The following is a 17,918-nucleotide window of genomic DNA, read 5'->3' on the forward strand; positions in this document are numbered from 1 at the left end:
AGCGAAATAGCAGGAAAGGCAACCACAAGGCCAGGGGCAAAAAGAGCTGCAGCAACGCACCCCTCAGCCCTGGCCGAATCCGTCATTGATGCTAGGCAGTAAGCCCCAGCATTTGTCGCCGTAAGCGACCCTGCTGCCGCAGCGAATTGCAAAAGCCACAGGCCGGACAGACGAAGCTTGCAAGTTGCTGGCAAACCCTTATTCGCGCTGGTGTGCTGGCGCGTTGTCGGCCAAGATAGGCAGCAATTTCACTGACAAGAGGTTGCCGTACATGCACTTGAAGTCCCCTTTTTCGGCACTGGAAAACGCCGCTCCAGCCGACGACGGCGTGCTGCTGCGCCCCATGACCGAGGCCGATCTGCCCAGCGCCCACGCCCTGTCGGCGGAGCTGCGCTGGCCCCACCGCCCCACCGACTGGGAGCAGGTGTTTGCCCACTCCGAGGGGCTGGTCGCCGAGCGCGACGGCCAGATCCTGGCCACCGCGCAGCGCTGGCGCTGGGGCCCCGCGCACGCCACCATTGGCCTCGTGATCGTCACCCCCGCATGCCAGGGACGCCGCATTGGCCACCGGCTGATGACCACGCTGTTGGGTGGCCTGGACGACTGCACGGTGCTGCTGCACGCCACGGCCGAAGGCCGGGGCTTGTATGAACGGCTGGGCTTTGTGCGCACGGGCGAAGTGCGCCAACACCAGGGCGTGGCGCAGCCCACCCCGCTGATTGCCCTGCCCGCAGGCTGGCGCCTGCGCCCTGCAGGCCAGAACGAAGCCGCCGCCTTGCAGCAACTGGACATGGACGCGCGCGGCATGCCCCGGCATGCCTTGATGGAAGACCTGCTGGCCCAGGCCGATGCCTGCGTGGTGCTGGACCATGACGGCACCCAACAAGGCTTTGCCATGCTGCGCCGCTTTGGCCGAGGGCATGCCATTGGCCCGGTGGTGGCCCCCGATGCCGAGAGCGCCAAGGCCCTCATTGCCCACCTGGCGGGCATGAATGCAGGTCACTTCACCCGCATTGACATCGACTTTGATTCGGGTCTGGCCGAATGGCTGGAAAGCATTGGCTTGCTGCGGGTAGACGCCCCTACCACCATGGTGCGTGGCACGCCTTTGCGACACCCGACAGACGCACCCAAGCTGTTCGCCATCGTCACCCAGGCCGTGGGCTGATTTCTCCTTTTTGTCTTTGCTACCGCACACCATCGCATGAGCCCCCAAGCCCCCCTGCCCGCCGCCACCTTTGTCTACAAATCTGACCCGGTGCGAGGCCGGCAGTGGGCCGAGGTCTTCCGCGCCCAGGCGCCCGAGATCGACTTTCGCATCTGGCCCGACATGGGCGATCCGGCCAAGGTGCGCTTTTTGGCTGCGTGGGAGCCACCAGAGAACATTTCAGAGTGCTTTCCCAACCTCCAGGTGTTGTTCTCTTCGGGTGCGGGCGTCGATCAGTTCAACTTTGCCGCCCTGCCGCCCGCACTGCCCGTGGTGCGCATGGTGGAGCCCGGCATCGTGCAAGGCATGGTCGAGTACGTGACCCGCGCCGTGCTGGACCTGCACCGCGACATGCCCCAGTACCGCCGCCAACAACAGCGCGGCGAATGGAAGGCCCTGCCCGTGCGCCCTGCCAGCCAGCGCCGCGTGGGCGTGCTGGGCCTGGGCTCGCTGGGGCAAGCCGTGCTGCAGGCACTGCAAGGCCTGGGCTTTGCCTGCGCAGGCTGGAGCCGGTCACAACACCAGATGGATGGTATTTGCTGCTACGCAGGCAGCGACGAATTGCCTGCGTTTCTCGAAAAACTCGACGTACTGGTGTGCCTGCTGCCGCTGACCGATGCCACGCGCGGCTTTCTGAACGCCGACCTGTTCAGCCGTCTGCCTGTGGGGGCTGCGCTGGTGCATGTGGGCCGTGGGCCGCAGCTGGTCACCGCCGACCTGCTGGCCGCCCTGGCCACGGGGCAGCTCAGCGAAGCCGTGCTCGACGTGACCGACCCCGAACCCCTGCCCACCGCGCACCCACTGTGGCGCCACCCCCAGGTGCAAATCACCCCTCACATTGCGAGCATGACCCAGCCACTGAGTGCAGCGGCGGTGGTGATCGACAACCTGCACCGCTTTCACGCAGGCCAGCCCATGACAGGGCTGGTGGACCGCGCACGCGGCTACTGAAGGCGGCCACGGCATGCAGCCATCGGCGTTCAACCTTGTGCACTGCTGCTGCATTTCGGGGCGATGCAACGCGCCTGCGCACCACACCTGGGCGTACCAAACGATCTGCTGTAGAGCCCGCAACAACCGCAGGCTGCTGTGCCAAAGCCCCCCATTGCAGCACCAAGTTGAGGGGCAATCGGCCTAACCTTTGTCTTCATGAAGCCGCGTTGGCAACACCCGGCGCCCCTTGATTTCAGACCTTTGCAAGCCTCTTGCCCACCACCCTTCAATGCCATGACCCACTCTGAAGCCCTGCCCCAACTCGCTGCGCTGGACGCGCTGGACCGTGCCCACCTGATCCACCCGGTGGCGCCCTGGCGCACGCACGAAGAGCGCGGCCCCAACATCCTCACCGCCGCACAAGGCATTTGGCTGACCGATGGCAAAGGCCAGCAACTGCTGGACGCGTTCGCAGGCCTGTGGTGCGTGAACGTGGGCTACGGGCAAGAGAGCGTGGTGCAGGCTGCTGCCGACCAGATGCGCAAGCTGCCCTATGCCACAGGGTACTTCCACTTCAGCAGCGAGCCCGCCATTCGCCTGGCCGACAAGCTGGTGCAGATATCGCCTGCGTCGCTGCAGCACGTGTACCTCACGCTGGGCGGCTCTGAATCGGTGGATGCGGCCGTGCGCTTCATCGTGCAGTACTACAACGCCTTGGGTAAGCCTGGCAAGAAGCATTTCATCGCGCTGGAGCGCGGCTACCACGGCTCGTCGTCTACCGGCGCAGGCCTCACGGCGCTGCCAGTGTTCCACCGTGGGTTTGACCTGCCCTTGCCCACGCAGCACTACATCCCCTCGCCCAACCCTTACCGCGCCGCCAATCCGGCCGATGGGCAAGCCATCATCGATGCGTCCGTCGCAGCCCTGAAGGCCAAGGTGGCCGAGCTGGGTGCCGAGAACGTTGCCGCGTTCTTTTGCGAGCCCATCCAGGGCTCAGGCGGCGTCATCGTGCCGCCCAAGGGCTGGCTCAAGGCCATGCGCGAGGCCGCGCGTGCGCTCGACATCTTGTTTGTGGTGGACGAAGTCATCACTGGCTTTGGCCGCACAGGCCCCATGTTTGCCTGCGATGCCGAAGGCGTGGAACCCGATCTGATGACGGTGGCCAAAGGCCTCACCTCCGGCTACGTTCCCATGGGCGCCACGCTGATGAGCGACAAGGTGTACGCAGCCATTGCCGATGGCGCCCCCAAGGGTGCACCCATTGGCCATGGCGCCACCTACTCCGCCCACCCGGTGAGTGCCGCTGTGGCACTGGAGGTGCTGCGCCTGTACGAAGAAGGCGGCGTTCTGGCCAATGGCCAGCGCGTGGCCCGCGCGTTTGGCCAGGGGCTGGACGACTTGCTGGCCCACCCGCTGGTGGGCGATTCGCGCCACCGTGGCCTGCTGGGCGCACTGGAGCTGGTCAGCAGCAAAACCACCAAGACGGGGTTTGATGCCGCGCTGGACCTTCCCACCCGCATGGCCGCCACGGCCTACCGCAATGGCATTGTGTTCCGTGCGTTTGGCGACAACATCCTGGGCTTTGCGCCCGCGCTCACGTTCACCGAGTCGGACTTCGGCCTGATGTTTGAGCGCCTGAAGAAGACCCTGGACGATGTGCTGGCCGCACCCGATGTGCGGGCCGCCTTGAAAGACTGAAGCGTACCGAAAGAACACGTGTAAACCACATCGCTACAGCCCCCTGCGCAGCCGCAGAATGGATGCACTCTTTTCTTCAAGCCCCTGCACACCATGATGAACGAAGCCTTCAAGATCGACCGCCTGGACCTGCGCATTCTGGGCCAGTTGCAAAAGAACGGCCGGATGACCAATGTGGATTTGGCCGACGCAGTAGGACTGTCGCCCAGTCCCTGCCTCATCCGCGTCAAGCGGCTGGAGCAGGCGGGCTACATCGCAGGCTACGGTGCCCACCTGCGGCTCGAAAAGCTGGGCGACACGCTCACGGTATTCACCGAAGTCACCCTGTCTGACCACCGCCGCGAAGACTTTGCCCGCTTTGAGGCCGCGCTGCGCGAGGTGGACGAGGTGCTGGAATGCCACCTGGTCAGCGGTGGATATGACTACCTGCTGCGTTTTCTGACTCGTGGCGTCAACCACTACCAGGAAGTGATCGAAGACCTGCTGGAGCGCAACCTGGGCATTGCCAAGTACTTCAGCTACATCGTCATCAAGTCACCCTTCATCAAGACGCACTGTCCTATCGAGCGCCTGTTTCCGCACCAGCGCTAACTTGCCCATATCCCATGCCTGCACCCGCCTATTCCACTTCCAAATCATTTGTGTCTAGGCGCGAAGCCGCAGACAGTGCTGCAGCACGGCAAGGCGAAGCAACAACGACACGGATGATTTAGAAATGGAATACACCCCACCGCCGCGCTTTGTGCGGCTGGCCGAGGCCAACCGGCCCGCCGTCCCTCTCACCATCGATGCAAAGCCCTGCACTGCACTGGAGGGCGACACCTTGCTGGTGGCCCTGATGTGCAACGGCCGCCGCGCCCGCGACAGCGAATTTGGCGATGGCCCCCGTGCGGGCTTTTGCCTCATGGGCGCGTGCCAGGACTGCTGGGTGTGGACACCGCAGGGCGAACGGTTGCGTGCCTGCTCCACCCCCGTGGCCGCCAACATGGCGGTACTGACACAGCCCCCGGCCCAGCACTGGCCGGTGACGCAAGACCTGGCCGAATCGCTGCAACGCCATGGGCAACCCCTGCCCGTGCGGGCAACACCGGCAAGCGAGGGCACCGCATGACAGCCCCCCGCATCGTCATCGTAGGCACCGGCCCCGCCGGCGTGCGCGCCGCGCAAGCGGTGGTCGAGGCAGGCCTGCGCCCCTCCGTGGTAGACGAAAGCCGCCGCGACGGTGGCCAGATTTACCGCCGCCAGCCTGAAGGGTTCAAACGCCCCTACAGCAAGCTCTACGGCACCGAAGCGGCCAAAGCCCAGGCCCTGCACAGCAGCTTTGAAGCCCTGCGCCCGCACATCGATTACCGGCCTGACACCCTGGCCTGGAACCACACAGCAGGCGAGTTGCATGTGGTGAGCCAGGGTGAGCCCGCTACGCTGGCGTATGACGCACTCATCCTGTGCGCTGGCGCCACCGACCGGCTCATGCCTGTGCCCGGCTGGCACCGCGCGGGCTGCTACAGCCTGGGCGCCTCACAAATCGCCCTCAAGGCCCAAGCCTGTGCCATTGGCTCGCAAGTGATTTTCATGGGCAGTGGGCCGTTGCTTTACCTGGTGGCATCGCAGTACGTGCAAGCCGGAGCCAAAGTGGTCGCCGTGCTGGACACCGCGCCCGCCAGCAAACCCTGGAAGGCCATCACCGGTCTGCTCGCCCGCCCCACGCTGGCTTTGCGTGGTGTGGGGCTGATACGTGGGCTGCGGGCTGCAGGCGTGCCGGTGCTGCAAGGGATCACTCCCGTGCAGATTGACGGTGACGATGCCCTGGGCGTACAGGCCGTGGCGGTGCGCACCGCGCAGGGTGCCATTCAGCGCTTTGAATGCGACGCTGTGGGCCTGGGCTGGCACCTGCGGTCCGAAACCCAACTGGCCGATCTGGTCCAGTGCGAATTTGCGTTCGAGCCCCTGAGCCGCCAGTGGCTGCCGCGCATCGACGAAGATGGCCGTAGCACCACCAGAGGCGTCTACTTGGCGGGCGACGGCACGCGCATCCTGGGCGCCGATGGGGCCGAGGCGGCGGGCCGCCTGGCTGCACTGGCCGCCCTGAGTGACGCAGGCCACGCGACAGGGCAAGCGGCCTACCGCGACCAGGCCCCTGGCCTGCGCGGCACGCTGGCCACCATGGACCGTTTCCGCCAAGGGCTGGTGCATGCCTTTCCTTGGCCGCATGCGCAAGCCGCCGCGTTGCCCGATGACGCCATCGTCTGCCGCTGCGAAGCCGTGACGGCGGGCGAGCTGCGCCGCTGCGCGACCGAGCAGGACAGCCAGGAAGTCAACCGAGCCAAGGCCTTCAGCCGCGTCGGCATGGGTCGCTGCCAGGGGCGCTTTTGCGGCCATGCAGCCGCCGAGGTCATCGCACACACCTGCAGCGTCCCCATCGAACAGGTGGGCCGCCTGCGCTCGCAAGCCCCCGTCAAACCCCTGATGATGAACACCCGCGAGGTGCAGCCATGAGCAGCGCACACCCTCACACGACCCCATCCACCACGCAGGAGAGCGACGTGCTGGTGCTGGGCGGTGGCCTGATGGGCACCACCACCGCGTTCTTTCTGCGCCAGCATGGCAAGTCCGTCACGCTGCTGGAGCGCGAGCTGGTGGGCCGCCAGGCCAGTGGAACCAACTTTGGCAACGTGCGCCGCCAGGGCCGCGAGCTGCACCAGCTGCCCCTGGCCAACCGCGCCCGCGCTGTGTGGGGCCGCATCAAGGACCTGCTGGGCGAAGACGCGGAGTTTGTGCCCTACGGCCACCTGCGCGTGTGCTACACCGAAAAGCAGGCCGCCATCATCGAAAAGCACACGCACGACGTGAAGCCCTATGGGCTGCGGCTGGAGATGCAGACGGCCGAGCAGCTGCGCAAGCGCTGGGGCATTTTTGCGCCGGGGGTGGTGGCGGGCTCGTACTCACCCGAAGATGGCCACGCCAACCCCCGCCTGGCGGGCCCTGCCTTTGCCCGCGCTGCGCGGCGCGCAGGCGCGAACATCGTGGAGCACGCCGAAGTGCTGAAGGTGGAGCACGATGGCCACGGGTTCACCGCCCACACGGCCGACGGCCGCCGCTACCGTGCGCAGCAGATGCTGGTGGCCTGTGGTGCCTGGTCCAACCGCATGGCCGAGCAGTTTGGCGAAGGCGTATCCCTGGACCCGCGCGGCCCCCAGATGGGCGTGACCGAACCCCTGCCCTACGCCATCGGGCCGTCCATCGGGCTGTCGTCGCCCATCGAGCACGAGGGGCTGTACTTCCGCCAGATATCGCGCGGCAACATTGTGTTTGGCGGCGGCCTCAAAGGCCCGGCCTATGCAGACCACATTCGCGCCTACTCCAAGCCTGACAACATCCTGCGCCAGCTGCGCGAACTGCGCCGCTTTGTGCCTGCTTTTGAGCATGTGCAACTCATTCGCGTATGGAGCGGCATTGAAGGTTACACCCCCGACTGGCAGCCCATCATGGGTCCCAGCGCCAAGGTGCCTGGGTTGCACTACGCGTTTGGCTTCAATGGCGAGGGCTTTGCCATCAGCCCCGGTGTGGGCGAGACCATGGCAGAGCTGATGGCAACGGGACGTACCGACATTCCGCTGGAGCCCTACTTCATTGGTCGACCTGGGGCGCAAAGGGCAGAGGCCGCCAAAGCCGCCTGAGTACGGCTAGATGTGACAGATCAGAGCCTCCATAAAAAAAGCCCCGCATGCCTGTGCATGCGGGGCTTTTTGCTTTGGATTGCGGGCACAGCAGCCCCCAACAAGGCACCACTGCAAGCCCGGTCAACGCCGGGGGCTGATCGGCTTACTGGCCGTTCAGCAGCAGACGCGTGGCTTCTGAGGTCTTCACGCCGTTGGCATTGGCCGAGCGCAAGAACAAGCCCTTGTATCGGCCCGAGGCCACCAGCCACGCGTAGCTGACGTTGCCGGTGGTCGCACCGCCCGTGACTTCGACCTTGATCTTGCACGCAGGGAAGGTGCCAGCCAACACCGTCACCGACTCGACCGAGTAGGTGGTGGTGCTGGTCTGTGCGAGCGCAGGCTGTGCGGTGCCGCCGACTTCTGTGGTGGTGGAGAAGCTGGCCACATAAGGCGTATTCAGGGCCGGGCTCACCGGGCCGCCGGTGTACGCATACGGCGTGAAATAGCTGCTGGCTGTGGTGGTGGCGCCCTGGAACAGATTCGATACGGTCAATCCATAGGTCTGCCGCACATCGCCAACCACGCTCGAATAATTGTTCTCGGTCGTCGTCATGACGGCGCCGCCAAACGATCCGTTGATGGCCACATTGCTGTAGGTGGTGGTATTGACCTGGTTCACCAGGAAGAGCCCCGTCCTGCCGCGAAAGCTCGCGCCATTGGAGGTTGCGAACTTGCGCTGCTGGGTGGCAATGACCGTAGTGCCGTCCGTGTGGTACACGTTGGCATCGATCTGGGCGGTGTTGCCAGCCACCGTCATCACATGGCCGTCTTCGCTACAGCCGGTATCCGCCACTGGGGTCGGGGTCACGGGGGTGGTGTCCCCTGGGGTGGCTGGATTGCCAGGCGTGACCGGTGTGGTCGGGCTGGTATCGCCGCCCCCGCCTCCACCACCGCATGCCGACAGCACGCACAGTGCGGCAGCGCAGAGCGCTGCAGTGGTGGTTTTGGAGAACATGAAGAGACCAGAGATGTTGGATGGATTTTTGGTTTCTGGAAGATTCACGGAAAGCCCTCTGTGTGTAAAGAGGGGCGTAGCCTATGCGAGGCGCCGCAAAATTCTCATGCCATTGCACTCCGTTACACCGGCGTATCGCGGAGGCTACCAAAAAGCATTTCGGCAGGAAATTCGCTGGCTATTTTGTAAAGAATGCGTTAACGCAGGGTCAACCGATGCACGCCAGGCCTGCCTCCCCATGGCGCCCTGTGCCCATCCCTCAATCCACCGCACGCAGTTGAAGCAGCCGCTGTCGCAGCGCTTCAGCCGCCGGGGCCAGCACACGGTCGCGCCGCTGCAGCAGCCCCAAGGTGCGCCACAGGTCAGGTGCCGTCATGGGCACACCGCAGACCCGTGGCGAATCGGACGACAACGCCAGCTGCGGCAGCACGGCCAGGCCCAACCCCGCCTCCACCAACGCCAGGGCCCCGGCAACATGGTTGCACTCGTACCAGGCCACAGGTCGCTCAGGCAAGTCGGCGGTGGCCTGCTCCAGCAGCAGCCGGTTGGCACTGTCACGCGATACCGACACCAGGCGTTGCCCTGCCAGCTCTGACCAGGCCACATCTTCGCGCCCAGCCCAGCGGTGGTTGCGCGGCATGGCGAGCACATAGCGTTCGCGGGTCAGCGCTTCAAAGCGCAGCGCAGACTCCTGGCTGCCGGTAAAGCTCAGCCCAAAATCCGCCCCCCCCGCAGCACCGCGTCCAGCACCTGGCTGGCGCTTTCGTCGATGACATGCACCTGCACTTCGGGCTGGGCTACCGCAAAGGCGCGCAGCACGCGGGGCAATACATGGGTGGCCACCGAGGGAATGCAAGCCACCGCCACGCGCCCCCGGCGCAGTTGCACCTGGTCGCTCACGCGCTGCACCGCCTCGTCCAGCCCCACCAGGGCCGCACGCGCTTCCAGCAAGAACTCTTGCCCCACGGCCGTCAGCGCCACGCTGCGGGTGGTGCGCTCCAGCAAACGCACCCCCAGGGCCAGCTCCAGCCGCTCCACACGCCGGCTCAGGGCCGGGGCAGACAGGCACAAGGCCTCGGCCGCCAACCGAAAGCTCTCTTTTTCTGCCGTCACCACAAAGGCCTGCAGTTCTCCCAGATCAAATTTAATGCGCTGCATGCAATAGTCGCTTCATAAATTGCAATTCACAGATTATTGCGCGCTACCTAGACTGGCGCCTTTCGCACGGCCGACCGTGTTTCGGCCCCTTCTGGAATTGACCATGCAACGACGCCCCTTGATCGCGGCAGCTGCCCTTGCGGCCTGCCTCCCACTGGCCCACACCGCCGCCCAAGCCCAAGACTTTCCGCCCAAGAAGCCCATCACCTTGGTGGTGGGCTTTGCGGCAGGTGGCTCGGCAGACATCGCTGCCCGCGTGATCGCCAAGAAGCTGGGCGAGAACATCGGCCAAAGTGTGATCGTGGACAACAAGCCCGGCGCCGGGGGCAACCTGGCCCACGCCCAGGTGGCAGCAGGCCCGGCAGATGGCACGGTGCTGCTGTTTGGCTCCATCGGTCCCCTGAGCATTGCCCCCCATTTCATGAGCGTTCGCTACGACCCGCTCAAAGACCTCGCCCCCATCACCATGGGCGTGACCTTCCCCAACGTGCTGGTGGTGCCCGCCAGCACGGGCATCAAGACCCTGGGCGAGTTTGTGGCCAAGGCCCGGCGCGAGCCCGGCAAGCTGGACTTTGCCTCCACCGGCCCCGGCTCCGCCGCCCACCTGGCGGGCGAGCTGCTCAATGACGTGGCCAAGATCGATACCGTGCATGTGCCCTACAAGGGCGGCGCCCCCGCACTGCAGGACGTGCTGGGCGGCCGTCTGGCCTCGTTCTACGCGGCGCCCCCCACGGCTTTGCCCCATATCGAATCGGGCAAGCTCATCCCGCTGGCCACCACCGGGCTGACCCGCCCGGCCTACCTGCCTAACGTGCCCACCGTGGCAGAGACCTTCCCGGGCTTCAACGCCACCAACTGGTACGCGTTCGTGGCCTCCGCCAAGACGCCCAAGCCTTTGCTGGACCGCTGGAACACCGAGCTGGTGAAAGTGCTCAACAGCCCGGATGTGCGCGAGAACCTGCTCAAGCACGGCCAGACGGCCGCCCCAGGCACGCGTGAGGAGCTGGGGCAGTTCATCGCGGCAGAGAACACCAAGTGGAGCCGCATCATCCGCGAGCGCAAGATCACCGCCGACTGATTCCCCAGCGGCGACTGCCCGCCGCCCATTCCAACCCGCAGACAACAACAACGACCCGGAGACAAACCATGCAAACCCTTCCAACCACCACCGCACACACCCAGCCCCGCCGTCGGGTCATCGGAGCCCTGCTGGGCGCTGCTTTGAGCCTGGGCCTGGCCCTGGGCGCGGCCACCCCCTCCAGCGCGCAAGCAGCAGAGATCCGCGTCATCACCTCGGGCGGCTTCTCAGCCGCTTACGACCAGCTCATTCCGCTGTACGAGCAGGCCACCGGCCACAAGGTGGTCACGGCGCGGGGCGCCTCCATGGGCACCGCCCCCGATTCCATCCCTAGCCGCTTTGCCCGGGGCGAGGCGTTCGACATCGTCATCCTGGCCGACTCGGGGCTGGAAGCGCTCATCACCCAGGGCAAGGTGCAACCCGGCAGCCGTGTGGACCTGGCCCGCTCGATGATTGGCATGAGCGTGCGCAAGGGCACACCCAAGCCCGACATCAGCACGGTGGAAGCCCTCAAGCAAACCCTGCTGAACGCCAAGTCCATCGCCTACTCGGCCAGCGCCAGCGGCACCTACCTCTCGACCGAGCTGTTCCAGCGCCTGGGTGTGGCCGAGCAGATCAAGGACAAGGCCACCAAGATTTACAGCGAGCGCGTGGGCACCGTGGTGGCGCGCGGTGATGCAGAGATCGGCTTCCAGCAGGTCAGCGAGTTGCTGCCGTTCAAGGAGCTGGACTACGTGGGTGCCTTGCCCGATGAAGTCCAGCAACGGGTGTTCTTCTCGGCCGGGGTGGCCGTGGGCGCGCAAAACCCCGAGGCGGCCCGGCACCTGATCCGCTTCCTGGCCGCGCCTGCAGCAGCCGCCATCGTGCGCAGCACCGGCATGGAGCCAGCGGCAGCCCGCTGACCTTGGGGCGCGACCCCATTGCGCCCTGCGCCAAGCGCCCGGCCCCCAATCCCCAGCGCCAACGTCCTGCGCACCGGCCGCACCCGGCGCGCGCTGTTGGCGCCACCCATTGCCAAGCCGATCAGCCACAGCGCACCAGCAAAGCCTGGTGCGGCGCTGCGCTGCGCCCAGACCGCAGCCACATTCAAAAACAAGGAGACCTATGACCCCCAAGCACCTGGCCCTGGCCGCCGCCCTGGCCACACCCGCACTCGCCACACCTGTTGTCGCGCTAGCCCAAAGCAGTCTCACCATTTATGGCATTGCCGATGTCGGCGTGCGCCACAGCACGGGCATGACGGCAGCCAACGCACCCAGCAGCGCATCGGTCAGCAGCGTGGCCAGCGGTGTCAACAACACCAGCCGCTTTGGCCTGCGCGGCCGAGAAGACCTGGGGGGCGGCCTGCATGCGCTCTTCAACCTGGAGACTGGGCTGAACCTGGACACAGGCAGCCCCGCCAATGCCAACAAGTTCTTCGACCGCGCGTCCACCGTGGGGCTGGGCGGCGGCTGGGGGCAAGTCACCGCTGGGCGCCAAACCAACCTGCTGGCCGATGCCATCAGCCCGGTGGACCCGGTGGGCATGCGCTTCGCCTCGTTCAACCCCAACATCGCCACGGCCGCCTTGAGCAGCCACGGCCTGGGCGTGGAGTACGGTGCGGCAGGCTCCACCAGCGGCTCCTACCGCCTGGACAACGCACTCAAGTACACCGGCCGCTTCGGCCCACTCACCGCCCGGGCGATGTACAGCTTTGGCGAAAACACCGGCCGTGCTTCGGCCCAGTCCTCCGTCGGTGCAGGCCTCTCCTACACCAACGCAGGCTGGGTCGTCTCCGGGGCGCACCAGCGCTTCAAGACGGCCAGCGAGCTGCCGCTGCAAGCCAGCACGCTGGGCGCGGCGTACCAGTGGGGCAGCGTGCGCCTGGCCGTCAACACTGCACGCCACCAGGGCGACACCTCTGCCACCGCCCGCACGGTGCAGCGTGTGCACTCCGCTGGCGCCACCTGGTCGGTGACCGATGCGGTGGACCTCACCGCCGCTGTGTACCGAATGAACCGCCAGCGCACCGGCCTGCAAGCCGACGGCTACACCCGCGCCATGGTGTTTGCCGAGTACAAGCTGTCGCGCCGCACCAAGTTGTATGCCGAACTGGACCGCACCCAGTGGCGCGCGGGCTACCAAGGGGCGGCCAACCCAGACCGCGCCACGGGCATCACGGCCGGGGTGCTGCACACGTTTTGACTTCGGGCTCAGGGGCATCCTGGCCACGGTGGCTGATGCCCCTGAATCACTATCAAAAGAATAGCTACTAGCGCTTAAAGAATAAGCGCTAGCAGCCAAAATCATTCATATATTTCTGTGATCCGGGGCACCCGCGTAAGTGCAGATGGCGCACGCAGCAACTGCGATCCAAATGGAGCCCAAGCAGCGCACGACCGGAGACAGCCCCCAGTTCAGGCCCACACATTCAGCGGCCCTCCATCCACCCCGCAGCTTCCTCCATCAAGTGGCCCTTGAACACCTGCGCAATCGGCGACAACTGCTTGCCCTTGGGCCAGACCAGATGCCATTGCGACTGGATGGGAAAGCCCTGCACATTGAGCACCGCCAGGCCCTCGTGATGGGCCCCCAGGGCGTGGCGCGAGACGATGGAAACGCCCAATTGGCCCTCCACAGATTCTTTGATGGCCTCGTTGCTGCCCAGCTCCAGCACGGCGCTGGGCGCAAAGCCAAGCTGGCGCAAGTGCGCATCGGTGGCCATGCGCGTGCCCGAGCCTTTCTCCCGCAAGATGAAGCGCTCGGCCTGCAACTGATCAATGTGGACGCGCTTTTTGGCGGCCAGCCGATGGCCTGCGGGGGCGATGAGGACCAGCGGGTTGGGCATGAGGATATGGTCTTCCAGCGGCAGATCGCCCGGCGGCATCGACATCACGTAGAGATCGTCCTGGTTGGCACGCAGACGGGTGATGACGTGGTCGCGGTTGAGCACTTCAAGCGAGATGTCGATGTGCGGATGCAGCTTGCAAAAGCTGCCCAGCAAGCGCGGCACAAAGTATTTGGCGGTGCTGACCACGGCCACCTTCAGGCGCCCGCTGGTCAACCCCTTGGCGCCTGAAACGCGCTGCTCAAACGCATCCCACTCGCCCGCAATGGCGCGCGCTGTGCGCGCCAGGGCTTGCCCCGCCTCTGTGAGGTGCACGCGGCGCGACACCACCTCGTACAAGGGCAGGCCCACGGCCTGCGTCACCTCGCGCAGCTGCATGGACGCCGTGGGCTGCGTGACATGCATGACCTTGGCGGCGGCACTGACGCTGCCGGTCTCAGCCAGAGCCAGGAAAAGTCGCAGTTGGCGAAAAGTGATGTTCATAGATTTTTATCTATACATAACTGCATTTAAATCGATTTTACTTTGCACTGAGACGTCCCTAGCATCGGGTTTCTGCCATCGTTTCGGAGAAGAAAAATGCAAAGCCTGCTGGACCCCGCGATCTTGTTCTTTGCCCTGGGGGTGTTTGCGGGCCTGGTGCGATCCAACCTGGAAATGCCCGCAGCCATTTCCAAATTTCTGTCGATTTACCTGCTCATGGCACTGGGTTTGAAAGGCGGCTTTGCGCTGGCGGCATCGGGCTTTACACCCAGCGTGGCCAGCAGCCTGGGGCTGGCCGTGCTGCTCGCGGTGGTTGTGCCCCTGGTGGGCTATGCACTGCTGCGGCGCGTGTTGTCGGGCTTTAACGCCGCAGCCGTGGCGGCGACATATGGATCGGTGAGCGCGGTGACTTTTGTGACCGCCACGCAGTACCTGGAGGCACAACACATCGCCTACGGCGGCTACATGGCCGCCGCGATGGCGTTGATGGAATCACCCGCCATCATCCTGGCGGTGCTGCTGGCCAATGCGCTGCGGCAACAGCAGGCAGTGGCCACCACGCAAGTGGTGGGCATGACCGCCAGCGGCGCGGCCACCCTGGGCGTTGCGGGCATGGGCAGCGGTGGCGCTCATCTGGGCAACAAGGGGCCCCACAACCTGTCTGTCGGCAAGATCCTGCACGAGTCGTTCACCGACGGCACGCAACTGCTGCTGCTCGGTGCCATGGTGATTGGCCTGGTGACGGGCGATGCGGGCAAGGCGGCCATGCAACCGTTTTCGGGCGATTTGTTCAAGGGCATGCTGTGCCTGTTCTTGCTGGACATGGGACTGTCTACCGCGCGCAACTTGCCTGCGGTGCGCAAACAGTCGCCCTGGCTGCTGGCGTACGCGGTGCTGGCGCCCATCACCCACGCTACCTTGGCCCTGGGACTGGCATGGCTGGCCGCAGTACCGGCGGGCGATGCGGTGCTGCTGATGGTGTTGGGGGCCAGCGCGTCGTACATCGCCGTGCCAGCCGTGGTGCGCTATGCGATCCCGGAGGCCGACCCTTCGCTGTACGTCAGCCTCTCACTGGGGGTGACGTTTCCGCTCAACATCGTGGTGGGCATACCGGCGTATACCCAGGCGGTGCAGAGGCTCTGGGGTGGATAGCACAGGCGGTATGGCGCGCAGTCAAAACGCTATTACTTCCGTAGCATCTAGCGCTTTATCCATAGGCGATAGCGGCATATTTTCCTGATTAGCTACTTGCCTCAGATATCACTCCATCCGTTCGGGCTGAGCCCGTCGAAGCCAGGGCGTGCCGCGTGCGTGCAAGGCTTCGACAGGCTCAGCCCGAACGGGTGGGGACGAGAAGGCGTCTGAGGTAGGTCGCCAATCAGGCATATTTTCCCTAGAGTACCGTCCACACCCCTGCGACGCAGAACAGCATGCACTGGGCCTTGCGGACATGCACCCCAGCGGCTGTGCAAATCAGCGCAGCGATGTGCGTCACGCGCCAAGAAACCGCCAGCGTAGTCTCCACGCGCACCATCTGGCGCGCTAACGCCTGAGGGTCGTTTGGTATCTACGGCTCATGTTCTGAACAATCAAGTGTGCCCAGCTTTCTCCGTCCTGGCATTGCTGCCGAGATCAGGTTGGAGGGGTGGGCGGCCACTGGTTGACTGGTACCCGCCGCTATCGGCAATGCGGCCAAACAGCCGGTTGTCCACAAAAAGCCGCGCCGTCCAGGCTGACTCGTTTCGTTCATGCGCTTTCCTCTGGTGCTTCACGCTTCAATGGGCCGATCGCGCCATCGGTATGCCGCCTGGCCCGCAGCCAAAGCACATCGCTATCGCGGCTTGGGGCTGAGACCCTGATCAAAGCCGCTGCCAACGCGGGGCATCGTGACGCCAGGTCTGGAGATTGGTTTCGTACAGGCACAGCGCATTCCCATCATTGGGGATCGCTTTTGAAAACGTCCCGCGCCACGCCCACCGCCGTCACCGCGTTGGGCCATCCGGCATAAAACGCCAGCTGCGTCACGGCCTCGACCAGTTCTGCTTCGGTCACCCCGTTGCGGCGCGCCAAGGCCATGTGCGAGCGAAGCTGGTCGGGGCGATTCATCGCAATGAGCGCGCTGACGGTGACCAGGCTTCGGTCTCGCGGCGAAAGGCCTGGCCGGGCCCAGACGTCCCCAAAGAGCACGTCATCGGTCAACTGGGCCAGCTTGGGCGCTATGTCCCCCAGTAGTTGCTGGGCACGCGATGGCTGAGCGGCACCGGCTTGGGGTGCCGCGGCCACTGCGGGCGCAGCTTGATAGACCGCTTCGCTGACCTGTTCAAACCAGTCTGCGGTCTTGCCATCCAGTGCCTCTTGAATGGCGACGTGCGCCATGGCGCTGTCCGGTGCTGCGCCATGCCAGTGGCGCGTGTGCGCGGGAATGTGCACCACATCACCCACCCGGATTTCCTGCACCGGGCCATCCAGGCGCTGCACCCGCCCCACACCCGAGGTAACGATCAGCGTCTGCCCCAGTGGATGGGTGTGCCACGCGGTGCGTGCGCCCGGCGCAAAGGTCACGCTGCCAGCGGACGTGCGATGCGAGGCATCGGTGGGCGTGAGAAGCATCTCGACTTGGACGCTGCCGGTGAAGTTCTGCGCCGACGCCACCTGCACCTGACGCGATGCGGCGCGGGAGATGAGCAACTCGGACTCTGCTGCACCAGCAACGTCCAGCATCGAAAGTGCGAGCGCAGCGACCGTGAATGGTTTCATTGTGAAGTTCCTTGTTGGGGGTGGGTGGAATGGCCGTGTTCCAAGGTCGCGCGGGATGGCTTGTGGGGAATGAACCAAAGCGCATCAGCGTCCCACGCGCGCCTGCAGTGCAGCGGGGTAGCGGTCCCCCTGGATGGGCACCTGGTTCAACACTTGGTCAATCGAGGCCCGCTCTGCAGCGCTCAATGCCATATCAACCGCACCCAGGTTTTCGTCCAGGCGGTGCAGCTTGGTGGTGCCGGGAATCGGAACGATCCACGGCTTTTGCGCCAGCAACCACGCCAGGACCACCTGGGCGGGCGTCGCCCCCTTGGTCTTTGCGATGGCGCCCAAAGCATCTACCAGCGCCTGGTTCGCCTGCCGAGCCTGGGCGCTGAAACGCGGAACCACACTGCGGAAGTCGTCCTGGCCGAAGTGCGTGCTGTGGTCGATGGCTCCCGTGAGAAAGCCCTTGCCCAAAGGGCTGAACGGCACAAAGCCGATGCCCAGCTCCTCCAGGGTGGGCAGGATGGCCTCTTCAGGTTCGCGCCACCACAGGGAGTATTCGCTTTGCAATGCGGCCACAGGCTGAACGGCATGGGCCCGCCGGATGGTCTGCGCACCCGCCTCGGACAGGCCGAAATGCAGCACCTTGCCCTCAGCGATCAGGTCCTTCACGGTGCCTGCCACATCCTCGATGGGCACCTCGGGGTCCACACGGTGCTGGTACAGCAGATCAATCACATCGGTGCGCAGGCGTTGGAGCGAGCCCTCGACCGCCTCGCGGATGTGCTGCGGCCGGCTGTTGAGGATTTGCTGCTTGCCGTCGTCGCCAAAGGTGAAACCGAACTTGGTCGCGATGACGACCTCGTCGCGCACGGGGGCCAAGGCCTCGCCGAGCAGGTCCTCGTTGAGGAATGGGCCATAGACCTCAGCGGTGTCAAAGAAGGTCACCCCGCGCTCCACCGCTGCACGAATGAGTGCAATGGCCTCGCTGCGGTCCGTGGGCGGGCCATAACCGTGGCTCAACCCCATGCAGCCCAGGCCCAGGGCCGAGACCTGCAGGCGAGACCGGCCCAGTTCGCGCTGGTGGAGCATGTGGCGCGTGTGGCTCTCGTGCATGG

Annotated in this window: 15 protein-coding genes and 1 pseudogene; 11 read left to right on the forward strand and 5 right to left on the reverse strand. The window is 65.2% G+C overall.

Features of this window, described 5'->3' with window-relative positions; all coding sequences use genetic code 11:
* Positions 1-271: 271 nt before the first annotated feature.
* The 7 genes from EAG14_RS12385 (at position 272) to EAG14_RS12415 (ending at position 7,515) form a co-directional block, all read left to right on the forward strand.
* Complete coding sequence (locus EAG14_RS12385) at positions 272-1,168, forward strand: GNAT family N-acetyltransferase (protein ID WP_121729029.1); 897 nt, start codon at positions 272-274, stop codon at positions 1,166-1,168.
* A 36-nt stretch (positions 1,169-1,204) separates the two neighbouring features.
* Entirely contained in the window at positions 1,205-2,158 is a 954-nt protein-coding gene (locus EAG14_RS12390) for a glyoxylate/hydroxypyruvate reductase A (RefSeq protein ID WP_121729030.1), read from the forward strand.
* 276 nt (positions 2,159-2,434) lie between these two features.
* Positions 2,435-3,838, forward strand: coding sequence for an aspartate aminotransferase family protein (locus EAG14_RS12395; RefSeq protein ID WP_099655145.1), 1,404 nt, complete (start codon positions 2,435-2,437; stop codon positions 3,836-3,838).
* Between the two features lie 96 nt (positions 3,839-3,934).
* Positions 3,935-4,429: an Lrp/AsnC family transcriptional regulator gene (locus EAG14_RS12400; RefSeq protein WP_099658574.1), complete on the forward strand. Its 495-nt coding sequence runs from the start codon at positions 3,935-3,937 to the stop codon at positions 4,427-4,429.
* A gap of 124 nt (positions 4,430-4,553) precedes the next feature.
* Positions 4,554-4,949 carry a (2Fe-2S)-binding protein gene (locus tag EAG14_RS12405; RefSeq protein WP_099655144.1) on the forward strand — a complete coding sequence of 132 codons (396 nt, stop codon included), beginning with the start codon at positions 4,554-4,556 and terminating at the stop codon, positions 4,947-4,949.
* On the forward strand, positions 4,946-6,334 hold the full coding sequence (locus EAG14_RS12410) for an NAD(P)/FAD-dependent oxidoreductase (RefSeq protein ID WP_121729031.1): 1,389 nt from the start codon (positions 4,946-4,948) through the stop codon (positions 6,332-6,334). Before EAG14_RS12405 ends, EAG14_RS12410 begins: the two co-directional genes overlap by 4 nt.
* Positions 6,331-7,515, forward strand: a complete 1,185-nt coding sequence (locus tag EAG14_RS12415; RefSeq protein WP_121729032.1) for an FAD-binding oxidoreductase — start codon at positions 6,331-6,333, stop codon at positions 7,513-7,515. Before EAG14_RS12410 ends, EAG14_RS12415 begins: the two co-directional genes overlap by 4 nt.
* Positions 7,516-7,660: 145 nt before the next feature.
* Here EAG14_RS12415 and EAG14_RS12420 read toward each other — a convergent pair whose 3' ends face one another.
* Together EAG14_RS12420 and EAG14_RS12425 are read right to left on the reverse strand one after the other, a co-directional pair.
* On the reverse strand, positions 7,661-8,560 hold the full coding sequence (locus tag EAG14_RS12420) for a hypothetical protein (RefSeq protein WP_162995989.1): 900 nt from the start codon (positions 8,558-8,560) through the stop codon (positions 7,661-7,663).
* Between the two features lie 211 nt (positions 8,561-8,771).
* Positions 8,772-9,670, reverse strand: a pseudogene (locus EAG14_RS12425) (LysR family transcriptional regulator).
* A gap of 103 nt (positions 9,671-9,773) precedes the next feature.
* On the opposite strand from EAG14_RS12425, the gene EAG14_RS12430 reads away from it, so the two are divergent.
* The 3 genes from EAG14_RS12430 to EAG14_RS12440 all read left to right on the forward strand — a co-directional run bounded on the left by EAG14_RS12430 (position 9,774) and on the right by EAG14_RS12440 (position 12,932).
* The gene (locus tag EAG14_RS12430) at positions 9,774-10,748 is read left to right on the forward strand and encodes a tripartite tricarboxylate transporter substrate binding protein (RefSeq protein ID WP_121730449.1); all 975 of its coding nucleotides are present in this window, start codon (positions 9,774-9,776) and stop codon (positions 10,746-10,748) included.
* A gap of 68 nt (positions 10,749-10,816) precedes the next feature.
* On the forward strand, positions 10,817-11,650 hold the full coding sequence (locus tag EAG14_RS12435) for a substrate-binding domain-containing protein (protein WP_121729033.1): 834 nt from the start codon (positions 10,817-10,819) through the stop codon (positions 11,648-11,650).
* Positions 11,651-11,852: 202 nt separating this feature from the next.
* Positions 11,853-12,932, forward strand: a complete 1,080-nt coding sequence (locus tag EAG14_RS12440; protein ID WP_121729034.1) for a porin — start codon at positions 11,853-11,855, stop codon at positions 12,930-12,932.
* 226 nt (positions 12,933-13,158) lie between these two features.
* Here the strand turns inward: EAG14_RS12440 and EAG14_RS12445 are convergent, their stop codons facing one another.
* Positions 13,159-14,058: a LysR family transcriptional regulator gene (locus EAG14_RS12445; RefSeq protein ID WP_121729035.1), complete on the reverse strand. Its 900-nt coding sequence runs from the start codon at positions 14,056-14,058 to the stop codon at positions 13,159-13,161.
* A gap of 96 nt (positions 14,059-14,154) precedes the next feature.
* On the opposite strand from EAG14_RS12445, the gene EAG14_RS12450 reads away from it, so the two are divergent.
* Positions 14,155-15,210: a sodium-dependent bicarbonate transport family permease gene (locus tag EAG14_RS12450; protein ID WP_121729036.1), complete on the forward strand. Its 1,056-nt coding sequence runs from the start codon at positions 14,155-14,157 to the stop codon at positions 15,208-15,210.
* Between the two features lie 783 nt (positions 15,211-15,993).
* Here EAG14_RS12450 and EAG14_RS12455 read toward each other — a convergent pair.
* Positions 15,994-16,815 (reverse strand): carboxymuconolactone decarboxylase family protein, encoded by an 822-nt coding sequence (locus tag EAG14_RS12455; protein WP_121729037.1) that lies wholly within the window; start codon positions 16,813-16,815, stop codon positions 15,994-15,996.
* Between the two features lie 84 nt (positions 16,816-16,899).
* Positions 16,900-17,916, reverse strand: a complete 1,017-nt coding sequence (locus tag EAG14_RS12460; protein WP_240456766.1) for an aldo/keto reductase — start codon at positions 17,914-17,916, stop codon at positions 16,900-16,902.
* Positions 17,917-17,918: the final 2 nt, after the last annotated feature.

Origin of the sequence: Acidovorax sp. 1608163 (assembly GCF_003669015.1) — a bacterium.
Taxonomy (GTDB): domain Bacteria; phylum Pseudomonadota; class Gammaproteobacteria; order Burkholderiales; family Burkholderiaceae_C; genus Acidovorax.